Raw genomic sequence first — 20,716 nt, 5'->3', positions numbered from 1 at the left:
AGACCTTAGGTGGAGGTTTCTCTCCATGTTATTCCGGTCTCGTAGGTGTTGAAAACCCCTTGCGTCAGTGCGGCTACTGCAGATACCACGGCGTCGACATCGCTCGGGGAGACGACGACGTTGATCTGCGCGATGTTTCCACTACCCCCGCTACCCTCGTTGAGCTGCGTTGAATTGGTATCCAGTGGACGTGCGTCCTCAGGCGCACCCGCCCCGTACACAGTGGGTTCCACTGACCAGTCATCGCTGCGGAGTGCAGATTCCACGCGGCCTGCGTCGGAAATAGAGACAATAAAGGTCATGCGTAAAGCACGACGACGTCGGGATGTCGGCGCGATAGATACTGTCTGCGCTACAGAATCTGAGTACGCGCGAACCAGGCCGCCCGCCCCCAGTTTGATTCCACCAAAATATCGGACGACGACGGCACACACATTGGTCATTCCCGATTCGCGCAGAACATTGAGCATCGGCTGACCAGCGGTTCCTGCAGGTTCGCCATCGTCGGAGGAACGCTCAACGAGCATTAATGGTGCGTTCACCTTGTCCGGCATGTCATCAGCTTCATCCGACGCCGCGGTAATAAACGCACTGCAATGGTGGCGGGCATCAGGGTATGCCTTGCGGATATCGGAAACATGCTGGCGCGCATCGTCCTCGGAATCAGCCCGCCGAAGATGACAAATAAAACGGGACCGTTTGATTTCCTGCTCAGTGGTGTAGTCCCGATAATCCTTCGGGACGACATACAACGGCTGGGTGCTCATAAGGATTTATTGTAAAGCTGGCCTGCTCATTGAGAACTGACCTGCTCTCCCCGGCACAAATCCCCTACCCTAGATATATGGAACACACCAGGCCCGCCCAATCCACCGAGACCACGACATCCCCGGAACGCTATTTCCGTTTGTGGTCACCCGACGCCACCGCCGCACGTGTTCATGTACGGCGCCCTCTTGAGCAACAGGATAGTTCCAGCTCACGCGAGCATAGTTCGTCGACACTTCCCGCGTCGACTCCTACAGAATCCGAGGACATTACCGACGACGCCGATACAGTGATCTATCCCCTGCATCGCACCGGTGAATGGTGGATCTCGGATATCCCGGCACAACCCGGTGACCGGTACGCCTTCTCCATCACCACCGATCCCGCTGCCGCCGACGACACAACGTCAACCAAAGATAGCGATGCTATTGAATGGGTCGGGCCGTTCCCTGACCCGTGTTCCGAACGACAACCGGACGGCGTCCACGGGTTCAGTGAAATATGGGAACCCACATACGAATTCACCTGCACCCAGTGGCGTGGCCGCCCCTTGGAAGGATCCGTCCTCTACGAGCTTCACGTCGGAACATTTACTCCCGAAGGAACATTCGATGGACTCATCGGGAAGCTCCCCTATCTCAAGAATTTGGGAGTAACGACGATTGAGCTCATGCCTGTTGCCCCCTTCGGAGGCACGCGGAACTGGGGATATGACGGGACCAATTGGTTTGCTGTCCAAGAGTCATACGGCGGGCCGGACGGTCTGCGGGAACTGGTTGATGAGGCCCACCAGCACGGCATGGCAGTATGCCTTGATGTCGTCTATAACCATTTCGGCCCGGATGGATACTATGGCGGCGCGTTCGCGCCCTACACTTCAGGTGGTTCAACCGGGTGGGGCGAGGTGGTCAACCTCGTCGGTGATCATTCAGACACTGTCCGGCGCCTGATCATGGACGCGATCCGACGCTGGTTCACCGAGTTCCGTATCGATGCCCTTCGGCTCGACGCTGTTCACGCGTTCAACGACCCGGGTGCCCACCCGATCCTGGAGCAGATGAACGACGTGGCGCGGGACGTGACAGCCCGTACCGGTATTCCCCGCACACTCATCGCGGAATCAGACCAAAATGATCCGCGCATCGTGAGCCCCGTCGCAGCCGGCGGATATGGGTTGGCTGGCCAGTGGTGTGATGACGTCCACCACGCCATTCATTCGGCGGTCTCCGGTGAACACCACGCCTACTATGGCGATTTCGGTTCTCCCCAGGTTCTTGCTACGGCATTAACCCGCGCCTTCTGGCATGATGGCCGCTATTCGCAGTTCCGTGGCCGGACACATGGGCGGCCGATCCACCATGCGACACAACCCGCGTCGTCCTTTGTCACATATACGACGACTCACGATCAGACTGGCAACCGCGCCGCCGGCGACCGGCCGAGCATGAATCTCACGCCGGAGCAGCAAGTCGCGAAAGCAGCGCTTGTTTTCACTTCTCCCTACACGCCCATGCTCTTTGAGGGCGAGGAGTGGGGTGCCTCCACACCATTTCCGTTCTTTGCTTCGCATGAATCCGATGAACTGAATGAGTTGACCAAGGAGGGGCGCAAGCGCGAATTCGCCCGCGCGGGATGGAGTGACGACGCCGTGCCTGACCCGTCTGCGCAATCAACATTCGACTCCGCGCGGTTAGATTGGGACGAGCTCACGGAGGGTTCTCATCAGGCCATCCATGATGCGTACCGGAAGCTCATCGCACTGAGAGAAGATTTCCCTCTCCTGCGCTCAGGGAACTTCGCCTCCATCTCAGTGTCCTGGCATGACGATAGCGGCAACCCTGCCGCGGCAGCTCACGGCGCCGACGTCAATGCCTCGGGTGCGCTCTCAACCCCGCCGGTTGTCGACGAATCACCGGGACGCGGTAGGTGGATCCGGGTAGATAGGTTCTCTCCCGTCACGAATACTGCTGTCCCTGCCGGTGGGGGTAACACAGCATCGGCCCAGGCCAACGGCGACAATGCCATATCGGCCTTCATCAACCTTGCCGACGAGCCAGCTGAGGTTCCACTCCCCCACGACAGTGGCATTAACGACTGGGATGTCATCTTCCGGTTTGGTGCGTCAGAAGGGAAAGAAGCGTCGTCACGGATGGACACGGCAACCACTCTGGAGACGTCGACCGGGGAGAAAAGCGCTGGTAACGACGAGGAAACCCGCGTCACGCTAGGCCCCTGGGAAACGATCATTGTTACGCGATAGGCCGGCACAATGAACCAACACGATTGGCCAGCCCAGTAGCGAATATTCACACTCCCTAGGTCGACACTAACACTATCGACCTAGGGAGTTACCGTTCCACGGGAACAGCTAGGCCACAATGCCAGCGCCCAACGTGGCTTTCAGATCCCCCATCAGAGAACTCGAACGGTCAACGCGCAGGTGATTTCCCAGAACCATCATGGTGGAGTTGGCGCCGTCGACAAGGGTCAAATACACATCAGAGTCGCCCTTATTTTCGACCAAAACTTTCTTCAGCCGGGCAATATTCTCCTTGGTGCATTGGTCAGTTCGCATCTTCAATTTCAGCGGACTCCCCTTGCCACCACCATTGAGACTCAAATCCGCTTGGGTGAGGTCATCACAAAAGACACTCATGCGGTCATCACGATATTTAATATGCGCCTTAGCTTTAATAATCGTGTCTTCCACAATGAGCGGTGCCACTAATGCATAGAGTTTATTGAAAACGAGGATATCCACAGAAGCGCCGTTATGGTCCTCAATAGTGACAATGGCCCATGGTGAACCATCTTTCTTGGAGAAACGACGGTCCACGGCGGAGATAATTCCGCCAATAACGATGTCCTGTTTATCCTTCAATTCTCCCGACAACACAGTGGTCAGTGGCGTATCCGTCTGAGCAGCTAATGTCTCTTCATACCCGTCAAGCGGATGTTCTGAGACATACAACCCGAGCATTTCGCGCTCTAAAGCCAACTTATGCTTACGGTCCCATTCCTGGTCAGGAACCTCAATGGAAAAAGCCGAATCCTCTTCTTCAGCTTCTCCACCTAAACCAGCGAAAAGATCGAACTGCCCTTTGTCCGCGGCCTTCTTAGTTGAAATGACGGAATCAACAGCGTCTTCGTGGATCAAATAAAGGCCTTTACGCGGGTGCCCCATGGAATCGAATGCGCCAGCTTTGATCAAAGATTCCGTCACTCGTCGGTTACACGCAATAGTGTCGATCTTATTCAAATAGTCAGTGAAGTCCTTAAACGCACCTTTCTCCCGGCGCGTCGAAACAATCGACTCCACGACATCTTCACCAACATTGCGGACAGCGCCGAGACCAAAGCGAATATCTTTACCAACGGACTGGAACGTGTATTTCGACGAATTAACGTCGGGAGACAACACATCAATACCCAAGTGACGGCAATCCGAAAGGTAAATGGCAGACTTATCTTTTTTATCCGACACCGACGTCAAAAGAGCCGCCATGTACTCGGCCGTGTAATTCGCCTTCAAATATGCCGTCCAGAAGGACACTAATCCGTAGCCGGCGGCGTGAGACTTGTTAAAGGCGTAACCGGCGAACGGCAGAATAACCTTCCACAGCGTATTAATAGCGTCGTCCGAATAGCCGTTCTCTTTCATTCCGGCTTCGAAACTGACACGTTCTTTCGCCAGAACCTCTGGCTTCTTCTTACCCATCGCTTTTCGGAAGCTGTCAGCTTGGCCAGCGGAATAATTGGCTACCTTCTGCGAGATCTTCATGATCTGCTCCTGGTAGACAATCAGGCCGTAGGTCTCCGCGAGAATGTCCCGGAGCGGTTCCTCCAATTCCGGGTGAATCGGGGTTATCTTTTCACGCCCGTTCTTGCGGTCAGCGTAGGACCAGTGCGCGCCCTCACCCATCGGTCCTGGGCGGTAGAGCGCCAACGCCGCAACAATATCCGAGAATTCGGTTGGGCCCATGCGTTTGAGCAGCTCACGCATACCACCACTATCCAGCTGGAACACGCCAAGGGTATCGCCGCGCGAAAGCAACTCGTACGTCGGCTCGTCGACAACAGACAGACCCTCAAGGTCGAGGTCCTCTCCCCTGTTTTCTTTGATGTTCTCAATACAGTCGCCGATAACGGTGAGGTTTCTAAGCCCCAGGAAGTCCATCTTCAACAGGCCAATGGCTTCACACGCCGGGTACGGCCAGCCGGTAATGATCGCCCCATCCTGGGCACGCTTCCACATGGGGATGTGGTCCAGCAACGGCACCGACGCCATAATCACGGCACACGCGTGAACACCAGCTTGACGGACGACGCCTTCAAGCCCCCGAGCCGTGTCGAAAATCTTCTTCACATCGGGATCGGTTTCGATGAGCTGGCGAACCTCAGCGGCCTCGCTGTAGCGGGGATGCTCAGGGTCGACGATGCCGGACAAAGGAATGTCCTTCGCCATGATCGGCGCCGGCAGGGCCTTCGTAATCCGCTCCGCCATTTGGAAACCCGGTTGCCCGAAGTGCGCGCGAGCAGAGTCTTTCAACGCTTGCTTCGTCTTCACTGTGCCGAAGGTAATAACCTGGGCGACCTTGTCTTCACCCCAGTTATCTGCCGCGTAACGGATCATCTCACCTCGGCGGCGATCGTCGAAGTCGATATCGATATCAGGTGCCGACGGGCGCTCAGGGTTAAGAAATCGCTCGAACAGCAATCCGTGCTGGAGCGGATCGATATTCGTAATAGTCAACGCGTACGCAACCAGGGACCCTGCAGCTGAACCACGGCCGGGCCCAACGCGAATACCAACCCGGCGCGCGTGCTTGATCAAGTCGGCCACGACGAGGAAGTAGCTGGGGTAGCCCTTGAAATCGATGACACCGATTTCGTACTTGGCCCGATCGGTGTACTCCTGCGGAACGGGCTGGCCCTCGAAGCGCTTTTTCAGGCCTTGTTCAACTTCGTGGGTGAGCCACGACGTCGGCGTGTAGCCCTCTGGGACGTCGTATTTTGGCATGCGGTCGTGGGTGTGGGGCTCCCAAATTTCGCTGTAATCCCCGACGCGCTCGGCGATCAGCAGGGTGTTATCACACCCGCCAGGGACCATGTCGTCCCACGTATCTCGCATCTCCCGGGCCGATTTCAGGTAGTAGCCGTCACCGTTGAAGGCAAAGCGGTTACCGCCTTGGTCCAAGGTGGGTTCGTTCATCGTCGAACCCGTTTGCACACAGAGCATCACTTCGTGTGACCGGGCCTGATCCTTGGTCACGTAGTGGCAATCGTTCGTCACCAGCGGAGGGATGTTGAGCTTTCGGCCAATTTCTAATAGCTCATTACGGACCCGCTGCTCGATCTCGATACCGTGGTCCATGAGCTCCAGGAAATAATTGTCTTTCCCGTAAATGTCCTGCCATTTAGCGGCTGCTTTGAGGGCCTCGTCGAACTGCCCGAGCCGGAGGCGGGTTTGAACTTCACCCGACGGGCACGCCGTCGTGGCAATAATCCCTTCGGAATGCTCTGCGATCAGCTCGGCATCCATGCGGGGCCATTTACCAAGCTGCCCCTCATACGACGCCATCGAGGACAGGTAAAAGAGGTTTTTCAGTCCGGTGGCATTCTCCGCGATCATCGTTTGGTGCAGGTAGGCGCCCGAGGCCGACACATCGTCACGCTTCTGGTGGGCTTCACCCCACCGAACGCGCTTTTTATTAAAGCGGGAATCTGGGGCCATATAGCACTCGACGCCAATAATGGGCTTGATGTCGTTCGCCGTCATGGCGCGGTAGAAAGCGTCGGATCCGAACATGTTGCCGTGGTCGGTCATTCCGACTGCCGGCATGTTCTGCCGTTTTACCTCATCCACCAGCAGGTCAACCTTGGCCATTCCGTCGAGCATTGAATACTCAGTGTGGTTATGCAGGTGAACAAAGGAAGAATTGGCCATGTTCGCGATCATAGGGGGCATTTCTAGCGTGGTCGAGTGTCCAGGTCAGGACATTTTTGTGGCGACGTCCCCCCACGTAGATAGGTCTTCTCTGGAGCATTTGTCGTCTTTTCGAGAAAAACCGCACGCTCTACTCCAAGAACCGTTAATGTGACTGCTATCACTTCACAGCTTCCGTCACGCAGCCGTCACTGCACCGTGAGCACCTTTCCAACGCACGGTCTGCGAGAGGCTCCCGACGGTAGAGCACACACGTACACCATCGACCCGTAAAAGCAACCCGAACGAAAGCAGGGCGTCATGAACTCCCCGAAATCAACACCGTCCCCGTCGCAATCGAATAGTGAGGCTTCGACGCGATTGTCCGACGCGTTCACCGCAGCAAAGCGTCGGTTAAACTCTGCATTCTCTGCAGCAGACGATGCCACGGAGCGTGCGAGGAAAAGCGGCGGAGTCATCGTCGAGACGATGAAAGATGGTTTACGCCCCAGTGCTCCACAAAGCAGTGTCTATCACCATAACTATGGTGTTCCTCAAAAGGTGCGCGAGGCCGTTGCACGATACAGTGCTCCGCTCACGGTGTTGGATTTGGATGCTTTCCGTGCCAATGCCAAGGACATGGTGACGCGATCCAATGGCACACCGATACGTGTGAGCAGCAAATCTCTCAGGATGAAGAACGCGATCAAGGAAGCCCTTGCTCAACCGGGGTTTTCGGGTGTGCAGGCTTATTCTCTCCAGGAAGCTATTTGGCTGGTAAAAGACGGGGTATCAGACGACGTGTTGGTTGGTACCCCTTCCACGGATAAAGATGCCCTGCACGAGATTGCTAACGACGAACATCTTGCACGGGCCATCACACTAACTGCAGATTCGCCCGAGCACCTCAATTTTCTCGATTCGGTGACCGATCCCGAGAATCGCCATGAGCTCCGCATCTGTTTGGATATCGATGCTGCCCTCGTGATTGGGCGCGGAATGTACATTCCCGGGCTGTCTTCGGGAGAAGCGACAAAACTGTGGACAACGCAGCCGAGTGACAAGGATTTTTCGATCCGAATTGGAGCACTCCGCTCCCCAATTCATGGAATCCGCGACGCGCAATCCTTCGTCAAAGAAATCTGGGGGCGGAAGAACATGAAGGTCGTCGGCATCCTTGCCTTCGAGAGCCAAATTTCCGACGAAGGCGACGCGGGAACTGGTGTCCGGCCGACGATGCGACGAATTATGCAGTCGCTGTCCCGCGGTGAAATTGCTAGCCGACGACAAGAAATTGTCAACGGCGTCGATTTCGCCCTGATGTCCGCGGGCCTTGATCAGTTAGAGTTCGTCAACGGTGGCGGCACCGGATCATTGGAGTCGACGGGAACGGAAAGCGCTGTGACGGAAATTGCCGCAGGTTCTGGACTCATCGGCCCTGGTTTACTCGATCATTTTCGCAGTTTCCAACCCCACCCGGCCTGCTGGTTCGTATTACCCGTTATCCGACGCCCCGGCAAAGGAATCATCGTCGTGGCTGGTGGAGGACGTGTCGCGTCGGGAACCCCTAGCCACGACAAACTTCCTGTCATCGATTTCCCCACAGAACTGGAATTCGCTCCGCGAGAAGGTGCCGGAGAAGTCCAAACCGCACTGATCGGCCCCGCCAGCGATGGCTTGGCCATTGGCGACAAAGTGTGGCTCCGACATGCCAAAGCCGGAGAGGCGATGGAATGGACGAACTCGGTTCTGGTGGTATCCGGTGGCGAAGTCGTCGATACATGGACGACGTATCGCGGTGAAGGTTTCGCCTTTTAAGTGAAAGATCTTGACCCGAAGGCCCCTTCACCAGCGAGGACTACGACGACGCGGCACGCACGCGATGTGCCCGTTTTCGTGATATCAAGGCCAAGTCTGTGACGAAGAAGCCAACGCTAATCCAAATAATGATGAAACCGAGCCACCGGCCAAGGCTGAACGATTCCTGTGTCACGAAAACGGCCCACAGCATCTGCAAAACGGGAGTGAGATACTGCAACATTCCCAAGGATGTTAGTGAAATCTGCTGGGCCGCGTACCCAAAGAGCAGCAAGGGCACGGCTGTGACGATCCCGGCTGTCATCAGTAATAAGGTGTGGCCGATTCCCTCTGTGGTGAATGTTCCTTCGTGTCGCTGCCCCAGAATGAGCAAATACACAATCGCGACTGGCGCGATACATAACGTTTCACACGTCAGAGAAATCATTGGGGTCAGGGGAACTCGTTTTTTCAGCAAGCCATAGAAGCCAAAACTGAACGCGAGGGCCAAGGAGATAACGGGAGGATGTCCCAGGTCCACGGTGAGAACGGCGACTGCTACCACGGCAATTCCGACGGATAGCCACTGCAGCGGGCGGAGCCGTTCCGCCAAGAAAAATACCCCGAGAAGAACGCTGACTAGAGGGTTGATGAAATAGCCCAGCGCGGCATCGGCGACGTGGTCCGAATTGACCGCCACAATGTAGGTTCCCCAGTTCACTGCGATGAGTACAGCGGCAGCGAACACCGTCGCCCATACTCGCCAAGGAATCCTTAGTAGTTTCTTGAACTGTCCGCTGAACAGCACGATGGCGAGCATGAAAACGAGGGTCCATACAAATCGGTGCGCCAAGATTTCCAGAGGCGACGCCGGTTTGAGAAGAGGAAAGAACGCGGGGAACAATCCCCACAACACGTAACATGCCCAGGCCCATAACACGTGAATGATGGTAGCGGAGACCTAGGACTCTTTACAGACGACGATCACCAGTGGGTGAAGGAAGAGTAATGGGGTTCACATCATCCCGGGATGTCGCCGAATCTTGAGACGAACCTGGGGTATCCTCGACGCCCGCGATAGCAGGATTTCTTACTCCGATCCGTCCCCACACGGCATCGGAAGGCAGCGCTTCCACAGCAAACGTCTTCTTGCGGATAGCCCGAAGCTGATCCAATGTCCCATACACAATGACACCGCGGATCTCGTCGTCGTTGGACGTGTCTTCGAGCTCATTGGCCCACTGCACTTGGTCAGAAAATAGTTTCTCCAGTGGGTACCCGGGAGTCGGATTGGGAATTCCGGAAACCACCCCCGGCCCTACCAACACCGACCCCACTCTGACATCGCTGCCACCCAAGGCCTCCGCAGCTTTCGCAGGTGTTGTCGGCGGATTGAAGGTCACTAACGCCCAGTGTTTGCTATCTTTCGCTCCCCGACCGGACGACTTCTGGTGCCCCGTACTATCCGAACCGTTATCCGCTTTGCCACTCTCAGCGGTCTCAGACTGCAGCGTCGCATCCGAGCGCTGTTGGTACTGCGACATGGTTTCATCCTCGGGGCCAAGTGTGTCGCCATTGATCGCCATGGTCGCTGAGGTGGTATCCGGACGGACCATCATAATGATAAAAACGGTCACCAACAGGCCGACTGCCACTAGGGCAGCAATATTCCACCCCATGCTGCGCTCACCAGCAGCTTTTGCAGAGCTGACCTCCGACGTCTGATCCCGACGCTGGCCTGAGACTTCAGATAACTGGTCTTTAGTGACGGAACCGGGACGTTGAGCTCCCCAATTAATACGGCTTGTCGACGACGACGATGACGAGGAAACGTTCGACGTAGGAGCCGTCGAAGGAGACGAGGCGGATTGAGACGACGTGGATGACGGCTGCGTAGATGGAGAAGCGCTAGATGAAGCCCACTCATCAGCCTTCACGGAGGAACGCGACGACGAACGCCCCGCACCTGGAACCCATGACGCCGATCTAGAACGTCGCGAGGTGGATCCACGGCTGTGCCGGTTGTGACTGCGTGGGTCATAGCTATGACGGTTGTGGCTATCCATCAAGCATCCCGTTATCACGCCGGAGCGTGGTTAAAGCGTGATCCAAATCCGCAGGATACGGGGATTCTACCACCATGTAATGGCCATCAGGATGGGTAAAACCTAAGGAAACCGCATGGAGCCACTGCCGCGACAGGCCCAAATGCTCCGTCAACTTCGGATCAGACCCATACATCGGATCACCACAACACGGGTGATGCAGCGCAGAAAAGTGGACGCGGATCTGATGCGTCCGCCCCGTTTCGAGATGAACCGACACCAACGTCGCTTCCCGAAAAGCTTCCATAGTCGAATAATGCGTCACCGCTCGTTTGCCATCCGAACGGACAGCGAACTTCCACCCTGCACCTGGGTGCCGAGCGATAGGTGCGTCAATCGTGCCCACCGTCGGATCCGGATGTCCTTGGACCAGGGCATGGTACGTCTTATCGACGGTGCGATCCCGAAACGCCTGCTTGAGCAGCGAATATGCCCGCTCCGACGCCGCAACAATCATCACCCCGGACGTACCCACATCGAGGCGCTGGACAATGCCTTGCCGCTCCGGCGGCCCCGACGTCGACACGCGAAATCCAGCGGCACGTAAACCCGAGGTCACAGTGGGGCCATCCCACCCCATCGTCGGATGAGCAGCCACCCCCACCGGCTTATCGACGACGATGACGTCGCTATCGCTGTACAGAATATCCATGCCCTCAACCTCACGGGCAGGCTCATCCGCGATCGATCGCGACTCCGGCAGAGTGACATCCAACCACGAATCCGTCGTCAAGCGATCGGACTTCGACGCCGGAACACCGTCGATAAGAATGTCTCCCGATGATGCGAGATCGGCAACAACCGTGCGAGATAGGCCGAGTAACTTTGACAAGCCCGAATCGACGCGGAGACCGTCGAGCCCCACGGGAACAGGCATGCGCCGAGAATCACGCATTATTTCACTCACCTACCTATTATCGCGCTTCTCTCTGTCTACCACCGAAGAGAACCCCAGCAATATAAAGCACCACACCAATGGTGATCGCCGAATCTGCCAGATTGAAAATTGCGAAACGACCCACCGAAATGAAGTCCACCACGTGCCCGACGCCAAAACCAGGACTCCGAAACAGGCGATCCAGAAGATTACCCAGCGCACCGCCACCAATCAGACCGAAAGCTAGCGTTTCCCACCTCGCCTTCATGCGTGGGGCCCACACCAGAACGGCGATGACGGCGAGGACCTGGATCACGGTGAACACGATCGTTGCACTGCTGCCCATACTAAAGGCTGCCCCCGAATTACGGATGAGGTACAGACGAAAACCCGGAATGATCGTATACGCGTGTCCGGGTGTAAGAACCGCCACAAGGAGCGATTTCACCAGTTGATCAACAATCGCCACCGCCGTCACGATGCCCAGGACAATCCATCGATTCACGCAGACCATAGTAACGAAGTGTCGCCCTATCACCCCATGCCGCTACGTCATGTCCAGGGTCGTCGGTAAAATTGACGGCGTGAATGTCATGCTCCGTCGAATCGCTGCCGCTGGAAGTGCCATACTCCTCTTATTCGCGACAGGTTGTGGCTCAGATAGTAACGACGCTAAAAAACAGAATTCCGCCACCGTGAACCTGGAGGCGACCGTCGTTACTGTGACAAACCCGGGGGAACAACCGCAGTCGAAGCTCACATATGACCTCAGTGACTCTGACCAGCACGGAACGATGGACGTGACACAAGGGTTCGGGCAGGAAACCAATGCCGACAAGGTGCCGGACGTGACGTCCACGACAATGACGCTGCCCTACACCGCGAAACGCGACACCATCACACTCGGAAAACCGACTGGGTCTAACGACAAGCTCAATTCCGATATTGCGACCGCCCAAGGGTTCACACTGAAGACGAATAATTCCCCCAGCGGCATTAAGTCTGAAGCAACCTTCACTGCCCCTGAGAAGGCGACGGAAACTGCGCGTGCCTCCATTGAACGTGCGCTCACGCAATACCTCTCTACCCCCGTCGTGTTCCCCACTGATCCGGTGGGCATCGGGGCTCAATGGGACGTCCGGATTAAAGTAAACGAACCTTCACCTGCAGTGAAGACGATTACCTACACCCTGAAGAATCACGAGGGTAATACCGTCGAACTCGAGGCCAGCGTTCAACAACGCCCTAGCACCACGTCCCTCTCCCTCTCGGAAGCGCCTGATGTGCCGTCCGATACTAAGGGCTCGCTGGATGTCAAAGACTCGTCGACCAGCACCCACGTCGACACAGTCACTGTTGACCTGACGAAGCCGATCCCGGTCAAGGGCTCCATCGACACCACGACGATCACGACCTATGCCGGCGACTCCAGCGGACAGTCTGACGACAAGTCGCCCGCCCCCGAGAAAAACTCAACGGCGGGCGGGACGTCGATTATTCAAAAGAATCAGCGCGCGATGACGTGGAAGTAGGTTACCCATCATGACATTTTCAGCGACCAAACCAGACGATGCCACCGCGTCACAGCAGGAGACCTCCGCTCAGCCCTCTGCCACGCCCCCGCGCATCGTTGTCCTCGGCACCGGGGGCACAATTTCCTGCACCCATGACTCGTCCGGGGCACTAGTGCCAACCTTGTCGACACAACAACTCGTTGATCCGGTAGTTCAACGCTTTGAGGGCAACGTCATCGTCGAAGCGCGCGATATATCGCAGCTCGACAGCTCCTCAATCACATTCGACGATTACGACACCATCAACGCGGCTATTAAAGAGGTCCTCAGCGATCCTGAGGTCACCGGTGTCGTCGTCACGCACGGAACCGACTCGATGGAGGAATCAGCCATCGCGGCTGACATTGTCCATAATGATTCCCGTCCGGTCATCTTCACTGGTGCACAACGGCCCGCCGACCACCCGGAGGCCGACGGGCCCGGAAACTTGTTCGAGTCAATTGTCATCGCAACAGATAATTCTGCTCGCGACATTGGAGTGCTGATCGTCTTCGGACATGCGGTCATTCCCGCACGTGGAGCGGTGAAATGGCACACATCCGATCCGCTTGCTTTTGCGACCAACGCACCCGATGAACCACCGCGGCCGCGCCCGTTGCCCAAGGTCACATTCGCAGGGCATCGCGTCGACATCATCCCGGCATACCCTGGAGCCGACGCCACCCTGTTGAACGCGGCTATCGACGCCGGCACCGAGGGACTCGTTATCGAGGGCATGGGCGCGGGAAATGTCGGCGACGCCTTAGCGACGGCGATCACGTCCGCGCTGAAACAAGGAATTCCCATCGTGATGGCAAGCCGCGTCCCGCGAGGAAACGTCAATCCCCTATACGGTGGCGACGGAGGTGGACTGACTCTCTCTCGGCAGGGCGTTATCGGTGCCGGGTGCGTTCATGCTGGCCAGGCGCGAATTATCCTTGCTGCGGCCATTGACGCTGAGGTTCATCCGCAAACGCTATTTGACGTGTGATCATTCACCGTGAACTAGCCCTAGCCAGTCGCCCCACTCAAGGCTATCGATGGGATCTGCAGGAATGAGCTCCGGCGTATCGACCGGAAAGCTTCGTACTAGCCCTTTCCCCGTCGTGCGCGTTTCGAACCGAACACTCACCACGCCGTGTCCCGAACCTTGTACCCACCCGTGGCCGTACTTAGGATGGTAAACATCGATCGTCGCAGGCCACACAGATGTTTCCGTGTGGGACGCATCCGTCGGAGCACCATCGAACTCAGGTTGCTCCGCATCCGCTTCCGTCGAAGCGTTCGCAAGTTCGTCACTATCGACGGACGCCGTCGGAGTATTCGCCGCTGACACAACTCCCGCCTCGAAATCACTATCAGCCTCCGTAAGGGCTCGGTAGTCCGCCCCTTGTGACGGATCGAGATCCGGAAACAATGCTTCCTGGCGAGCAGATTCCAGCCCTGAGAGAGACACTCCAACCAGGCGAACAGCACCAAAAACAGCAGGATCGGCCGCGAGGCGGCTGGCAACGCGGTACAGCACGTCCCAATCCGTCGTCGAAAAAGGAAGTGTTTCTGACCGCGTGTGCCGCTCGAAATCAGCACGCTTGAGCTTCACCGTCACCGTGCGCGCCCCACGACCATCATTCATGAGGCGACGGTGAGCCTTCGTCAAGGCCGCACGTATGCCTTCGTCCACCCCATCCAAGGTGGTGACGTCGTCGCTGAACGTCGATTCCGACGACACTTGCTTCGCTTCCGCCCGCGGCGCAACAGGGCGTGGATCATGCCCCTGAGCAAGCAGCCACAAGGCTGGCCCATTCGTCTTCCCCAACGCCATTTCCACATCGGTTCTGGACATACGGGCGAATTGCTCGATCGTCCTCACCCCAATGTCGGCCAATTTAGCTTCCGCTACCGGGCCAATTCCCCACAGCTTTCGCACCGGCAGCGGATCGAGAATAGCGTGCTGGTCCTGCACCGGAATGACAAAGGTTCCATCGGGCTTGGCCAAACCCGACCCTATCTTGGCGAATTGTTTCCCAGCTCCGGCTCCCACCGACGACGGCAGCCCGGTTTCCTCCCTAATGCGCTTCCTTAGATGTCCAGCCCATTTGCGCACTCCATCGGGAGTGGCGCCACTGAGTTCGTCCGGCTCCATGAAGGCTTCGTCCACGCTGAGCTGCTCAATCAGCCCGGCTTCTTCACGAAGAATCTCCATGACCCGTCGAGACGCGGTTTTATAGACATCAAAACGCGGCCTCACGGTGATCCCGGCGTACCCGACTAAGCGACGGGCACGCATCATGGGCATCGCAGAATGGACACCGAACACGCGGGCTTCATAGGAGGCTCCGGCGACGACGCCACGACCGGACACTCCGCCCACTAATACCGGGCGGCCACGCAGGGTCGGGCGGGTTAATTGCTCACACGAGGCAAAGAAGGCATCCATGTCGATATGGAGAACCCACCGATGCTGGCTGGCATCGTCGTGCGTGGTGTTCGCCATATCTCTACAGATGTCATCCTTTCTGACTAAAACCACTCGCCCGGTATGAGAGCGCTCTTATGCCCGTCGCCGTTATGACGCGTCGGAGTTGTCGCGTCGAAGATCAACTGCCACCGAGGCAAAGCAGCCATCCGACAGGTCTGTGGCCTCAGACGGAGCCTCCGCTGCGGCCTTGATCTCGACCGAGGTCGCCAAAACCTCGGAGGCGATGGTGTCCTTCTGGGACTTCACCATATCGACCTTGTCGTCGGGGACGTACATCGTCAACGCGATGCGGTCAGAGACGTTCAGCCCTGCCTGTTTGCGGGCCTCCTGAATTCCGCGAATCCGGTCGGCCGCCCAGCCTTCAACCTCGAGCTCCGGCGTCATCGTGGTGTCGATGACAACCAGGCCCTCAGTTCCTTCGATTTCAGCAGTCGTGTCTGGGTTCACCGCAACAAGACGACGCGTGAATTCCTCGGGCTTGAGGTCAATATCGTCGGCACGAAGAACGTCTCCGTCAACGGTGTAGTCACCCGCCTTCACTGCCTTAATCGCCTTCTGGACATCCTTGCCTAGACGGGGGCCGGCAACGCGAGCATTGACAACAGCTTCAAAGCGTCCCACGGAATTAACATCGTCAGTCAAGATAACATCCTTGACATTGACTTCATCGCGAATGATGTCCGCAAATGGCTCCAAGGACGACGAATGAGGCATCGCCACGGTCACCGACAGCAAGGGCAACCGGTTCCGCAAGTGATGAGCCTTCCGCAACGACGACGCAGCCGAGCACGCGGACCGCACACCATCCATCGCCTTGACCAAGTCAGGATCTGACGGGATGGCATCAGACGAAGGCCAATCAGCCAGGTGCACCGAACGCCCACCATTCAGGGCACGCCACAGCACCTCCGAGAGCATCGGCAACAGGGGTGCAGTCACACGAGTCAACGTTTCCAGCACCGTATACAGCGTATTAAAGGCTTCCGGCTTGACCGTGTCCCCAGCCCAGAAACGATCACGTGACCGACGCACATACCAGTTTGTCAGCGCATCGCAGAACCAGCGCACCTCATCCGTCGCGCGCGCAACGTCAGTATCGTCTAAAGCCTTCGTGACTTCGTCGATAGTGTCGTGCAATTTAGCGAGGATATACCGGTCCAGGACATTCGTCGACGACGTCGACCACTCCGCCGGTTTCGAGGCGTACAGAGCAAGGAACGAATACGCGTTCCACATTGGGAGCATCGCCTGGCGCACGCCCTCACGGATGCCTTCCTCGGTGACGATCAGGTTTCCGCCGCGAAGGATCGGCGACGACATCAAGAACCAGCGCATCGCATCCGACCCGTCGCGGTCGAACACTTCGTTGACGTTCGGATAATTGCCCTTCGATTTGGACATCTTCAAACCGTCATTACCCAGGACAATTCCGTGGGCGACGACGCGTTTGAACGCTGGCCGATCAAACAGCGCTGTTGCCAACACGTGCATCGTGTAGAACCATCCGCGCGTCTGGCCGGAGTATTCCACCACGAAATCCGCCGGAGCATGCTTTTCAAACCATTCCTGGTTCTCAAAGGGGTAATGAACCTGAGCAAACGGCATCGACCCCGACTCAAACCAGCAGTCGAGAACTTCTGGCACGCGGTGCATCGTCGACTTGCCCGTCGGATCGTCCGGGTTGGGGCGAGTCAGCTCGTCGATGTAGGGGCGGTGAAGCGACTCGGGACGTGTCCCAAAATCTCGCTCGAGTTCGTCAAGCGAACCGTAGACGTCGACACGCGGATACTCCGGGTTATCAGAGACCCATACGGGGATGGGTGAGCCCCAGTACCGATTTCGGGAGATGTTCCAATCGCGGGCGCCTTCGAGCCACTTCCCGAACTGCCCGTCGCGAATATGCTCCGGGAGCCACTCAACTTGGTCGTGGTTGAGCTCAACCATGCGGTCGCGGAACTTCGTCACCGACACAAACCACGACGGTAACGCCATGTAGATCAGTGGCTGGCCCGACCGCCATGAGTGCGGATACGAGTGCTCGATCGTCTGGTGGCGCACGATACGCTTGGCCTTCTTCAAATCCTTGATGATCTGCTTGTTCGCATCAAAGACCAGTTGGCCTTCATAATCCGGGACCTCAGACGTGAACTTCCCGTCAGCATCCACGGGGATAACCAGCGGGATATCAAACTGGTTCGTCGTGTTCATATCGTCTTCACCAAAAGCCGGGGCCTGGTGGACGATACCCGTACCATCTTCCGTCGTGACGTAATCCGCCGGGAGGATCTGGAACGAATTCGGATTATCTTTGAAGTAATCGAAGATCGGCTCATAGGTCAGGCCGACGAGGTCGCTCCCCGGGTGAGTGGAGAGGACTTTATAGTCCTTACCCAGTTCTTTCTTGTAGGCGCCGACGAGGTCTTCGGCTAGCAGAACGCGTTGACCTTTGAACTCGTCAAGCCCGGTGCTGCCGACCTCAACCTCGACGTAGGTCACGTTCGGATTAACAGCCAGCGCCAAGTTCGACGGCAGCGTCCACGGCGTCGTCGTCCAGGCAAGGGCCAAGGCGCCGACCAGACTGTCGTCGGCACTAGTCCCCTCTTTCACCCCGGTGATCGGGAATGCCACCGTAACGGTGGGGTCTTGACGCAGCTTGTACGAATCGTCGAGACGAGTCTCCTGATTCGACAATGGCGTGTGCTCTGCCCACGAGTACGGAAGGACGCGGAACCCCTGATAGATGAGCCCTTTGTCGTAGAGAGTCTTGAAGGCCCACATCACAGACTCCATGAAGTCGAGGTTCATGGTTTTGTAGCCATGCTCGAAATCAACCCACCGAGCTTGCCGGGTGACGTACGCCTTCCATTCCTCGGTGTAGCGAAGGACGGACTTCGCGCAGTAGTCATTAAAGGCTTCGAGCCCCATCGACTCGATTTCGCCTTTGTCCTTGATGCCTAGCTGCTTTTCTGCCTCAAGCTCGGCAGGAAGACCGTGGCAGTCCCACCCAAAGACGCGGGCAACTTTCTTGCCACGCATCGTTTGATACCGGGGGATGATGTCCTTGACGTACCCGGTGAGCAAGTGCCCGTAGTGGGGCAAACCATTTGCGAAGGGAGGGCCGTCGTAGAACACATACTCTGGGGCGCCATCGCGCTGGATAATTGATTCTTCAAAGGTGCGATCTTTCTTCCAAAAATCCAACACCTTGGGTTCCATATCGGCAAAGCGCGTAGATCCTTCTGCAAGATCGACACGCGGGTATGCGCCACCCGCAGGAGTCGCATCCTCCGGGTTCCTGGGAGAATCAGATTTTGTCTCCGACGTCGACATGTTATCGGTCACCCTGGCTCCTCTTATCTAGGCTGTCATAACAACGAATGACGTAGCGGAGCCGATGGCACGGATACCTGTGGAAGGCGAACCGCGCTTCATCGAGCTCAGCATTGCTCGGCCAGGGACGCTCACGCGCGGTACCACCCTGATTGGATATGGCCTTACGCTGCTTCGATCACCACTGGAACGGAGCACGGACCATATCCCACTCATTAACGACGGTGACGGTGCCGAACCGCTCGGTTCTACTGGGGCACCTCATCCGCACTATTACGGGCATCGCCGCCACAGTGCAGTTCTGGTGTCTGTTCTTCCGAGTCGCTCCCCGGAGATAGCCGGATCATAGCGGACGAACAAAACTATACGGGATTATCGATGATGCTAAAAATTTACAACCGGGAACGCGCGTTCATTATTCCCCATTCACGGATTTACCGCTCTTCCCAGCTCGCTCTTTCCGTTTAACGATGATATCGATGATGACGATAAGAACTCCTATAGCTCCTACCACGATGCAGGCTATTGCCCACGCTTTTGATGCCAACACCAGGGCAAGAACGAGAAAGGCAAAAGCCACAACGGCTAGAAGCAGAGCTAATACGGTCATAACCACATCCTTTGTTTGTCACCAGCCTAGCAAATCCAAATAAGACAAAAATTAACCCACCGCGGGAAACTAGCCCGCAGTGGGTCGATAAAACGAAGGGAACTACCTAGTCATTGGACTCGAGCTGGCCGGCGGGTGCCGCAGAACCACGTGAGTTCAAATCCTCCAGCTGAGATTCGAGGAAGGTCTTCAGGCGGGTACGGTATTCGCGCTCGAAGGTACGGAGCTCTTCGATACGAGCCTCCAGAGCTTCCTGCTGCTTCTTCACGGTGGTCATGATCTCTGCGTGCTTACGCTCGGCGTCGCTACGCAGCTGATCTGCCTTCTCCTGAGCCGACCGGACCTGAGCCTCCGACTGTGCGGTGGCGTCGGAAATCATTGTCTCCGACTTCTGCTTAGCATCTGCCACCATGGCCTCGGACTTCTGGCGAGCCTCGGCGATCATGGAATCCGACTTCTGCTTAGCGTCGTTGAGCTGGCTTGTCGAGCGGGACTCTGCATCGGCCAGCGTGCGCTTCGAGGACTCGTCAGCGTCGGAAATGGTCTTGTTGGCTGCAGTACGAGCCTCATCCAGCATGGACTGGGATTCCTGACGGGCGTCGTTGGTGAGACGATCCGCCATCTCCTGGGCCAAGCTTAGGACGCGAGCTGCCTGCATGTGAGTCTCTGCCGTGGCCTCGCCGGTCTCGCTGTCGGTACCGGGGACCGACGATGCAGCCTGCGCGGGCTGTTGCGGCTGGCTTTGCTTCTCAGACTCGAAGCGAGCGCGAGCATCGGCCTCGGCTTGTTTGCGAGCCTCGACCAACCGTGCTTCGTACTCAGCTTCAAGGTTCTGGCGAACTTTCTGCTCAATGTCTCGGCGGAGTGACTGTTCCAGTTCACTGCGAACCTGGCTCTCAATCTCCGCACGGAGAGCGCCCTCATCAACCGAGGACCCAGCACTTGGTGCCGATGCTGCAGAAGATGAAGCAGCATCACGAGACTCTGTCGAGTTGCTTTCTACGGCACTCTTGAGTTCAGAGTTTTCATCAAGCAGCTCACTGAGAGTGTCTTCGACAAGGTCGAGGAACTGGTCAACCTCATCCTCGTTGTAGCCACGCTTGCCGATCGGCGGCTTGCTGAACGCTACATTATGCACATCAGCGGGAGTCAGCTGCATGGAAATTCCCTTCACTTTCATACGGAACGCCAACCGCCGTCCACCGCACGCGGTGGACTCGGATACCATCCCGAGTTTCTATCTGTCTCTGGAAACGCAGTTGTGAGATCTA

The 20,716-nt window shown here is 57.0% G+C and carries 15 protein-coding genes; 5 read left to right on the top strand and 10 right to left on the bottom strand.

Annotation, left to right across the window (positions count from 1 at the left end; all coding sequences use genetic code 11):
- Positions 1–5: 5 nt before the first annotated feature.
- A complete protein-coding gene (locus tag CKROP_RS03785) occupies positions 6–767 on the bottom strand; it encodes an IMPACT family protein (protein ID WP_012731414.1) in 762 nt (253 codons plus the stop codon).
- Positions 768–844: 77 nt separating this feature from the next.
- Here CKROP_RS03785 and treZ point away from each other — a divergent pair, with 77 nt between their 5' ends.
- Entirely contained in the window at positions 845–3,028 is a 2,184-nt protein-coding gene (treZ, locus tag CKROP_RS03780; protein WP_012731413.1) for a malto-oligosyltrehalose trehalohydrolase, read from the top strand.
- Positions 3,029–3,136: 108 nt separating this feature from the next.
- Here the strand turns inward: treZ and dnaE are convergent, their stop codons facing one another.
- The gene (dnaE, locus tag CKROP_RS03775; protein ID WP_041629235.1) at positions 3,137–6,715 is read right to left on the bottom strand and encodes a DNA polymerase III subunit alpha; all 3,579 of its coding nucleotides are present in this window, start codon (positions 6,713–6,715) and stop codon (positions 3,137–3,139) included.
- 300 nt (positions 6,716–7,015) lie between these two features.
- Here dnaE and CKROP_RS03770 point away from each other — a divergent pair, with 300 nt between their 5' ends.
- Positions 7,016–8,512, top strand: coding sequence for a type III PLP-dependent enzyme domain-containing protein (locus tag CKROP_RS03770; RefSeq protein ID WP_012731411.1), 1,497 nt, complete (start codon positions 7,016–7,018; stop codon positions 8,510–8,512).
- Between the two features lie 40 nt (positions 8,513–8,552).
- On the opposite strand, the gene rarD is transcribed toward CKROP_RS03770, so the two are convergent.
- From rarD to lspA, 4 genes are all read right to left on the bottom strand, one after another.
- The gene (gene rarD, locus CKROP_RS03765; protein WP_041628792.1) at positions 8,553–9,431 is read right to left on the bottom strand and encodes an EamA family transporter RarD; all 879 of its coding nucleotides are present in this window, start codon (positions 9,429–9,431) and stop codon (positions 8,553–8,555) included.
- Between the two features lie 31 nt (positions 9,432–9,462).
- Positions 9,463–10,428: a hypothetical protein gene (locus CKROP_RS03760; RefSeq protein ID WP_041628791.1), complete on the bottom strand. Its 966-nt coding sequence runs from the start codon at positions 10,426–10,428 to the stop codon at positions 9,463–9,465.
- Between the two features lie 121 nt (positions 10,429–10,549).
- Positions 10,550–11,491 (bottom strand): RluA family pseudouridine synthase, encoded by a 942-nt coding sequence (locus tag CKROP_RS03755; RefSeq protein ID WP_012731408.1) that lies wholly within the window; start codon positions 11,489–11,491, stop codon positions 10,550–10,552.
- A gap of 19 nt (positions 11,492–11,510) precedes the next feature.
- Positions 11,511–11,987: a signal peptidase II gene (gene lspA, locus CKROP_RS03750; protein WP_012731407.1), complete on the bottom strand. Its 477-nt coding sequence runs from the start codon at positions 11,985–11,987 to the stop codon at positions 11,511–11,513.
- Between the two features lie 70 nt (positions 11,988–12,057).
- Between lspA and CKROP_RS10655 the strand changes: the two genes are divergently transcribed.
- The gene (locus CKROP_RS10655) at positions 12,058–13,005 is read left to right on the top strand and encodes a DUF6263 family protein (protein ID WP_148209636.1); all 948 of its coding nucleotides are present in this window, start codon (positions 12,058–12,060) and stop codon (positions 13,003–13,005) included.
- 10 nt (positions 13,006–13,015) lie between these two features.
- Positions 13,016–14,017 carry an asparaginase gene (locus CKROP_RS03740; protein ID WP_012731405.1) on the top strand — a complete coding sequence of 334 codons (1,002 nt, stop codon included), beginning with the start codon at positions 13,016–13,018 and terminating at the stop codon, positions 14,015–14,017.
- Here the strand turns inward: CKROP_RS03740 and CKROP_RS03735 are convergent, their stop codons facing one another.
- Entirely contained in the window at positions 14,018–15,520 is a 1,503-nt protein-coding gene (locus CKROP_RS03735) for a DNA polymerase IV (protein WP_052292351.1), read from the bottom strand.
- Between the two features lie 72 nt (positions 15,521–15,592).
- A complete protein-coding gene (ileS, locus tag CKROP_RS03730; RefSeq protein WP_012731403.1) occupies positions 15,593–18,835 on the bottom strand; it encodes an isoleucine--tRNA ligase in 3,243 nt (1,080 codons plus the stop codon).
- A gap of 64 nt (positions 18,836–18,899) precedes the next feature.
- Here ileS and CKROP_RS03725 point away from each other — a divergent pair, with 64 nt between their 5' ends.
- Positions 18,900–19,184 carry a hypothetical protein gene (locus CKROP_RS03725; protein ID WP_012731402.1) on the top strand — a complete coding sequence of 95 codons (285 nt, stop codon included), beginning with the start codon at positions 18,900–18,902 and terminating at the stop codon, positions 19,182–19,184.
- A gap of 66 nt (positions 19,185–19,250) precedes the next feature.
- Here CKROP_RS03725 and CKROP_RS03720 read toward each other — a convergent pair whose 3' ends face one another.
- Positions 19,251–19,445, bottom strand: coding sequence for a hypothetical protein (locus CKROP_RS03720; protein ID WP_012731401.1), 195 nt, complete (start codon positions 19,443–19,445; stop codon positions 19,251–19,253).
- A gap of 106 nt (positions 19,446–19,551) precedes the next feature.
- Positions 19,552–20,604, bottom strand: a complete 1,053-nt coding sequence (locus tag CKROP_RS03715) for a DivIVA domain-containing protein (RefSeq protein WP_041629229.1) — start codon at positions 20,602–20,604, stop codon at positions 19,552–19,554.
- Between the last annotated feature and the right edge of the window lie 112 nt (positions 20,605–20,716).

Source organism: Corynebacterium kroppenstedtii DSM 44385 (assembly GCF_000023145.1).
GTDB lineage: Bacteria > Actinomycetota > Actinomycetes > Mycobacteriales > Mycobacteriaceae > Corynebacterium > Corynebacterium kroppenstedtii.
This window is presented reverse-complemented; position numbering and strand designations above follow the sequence as displayed.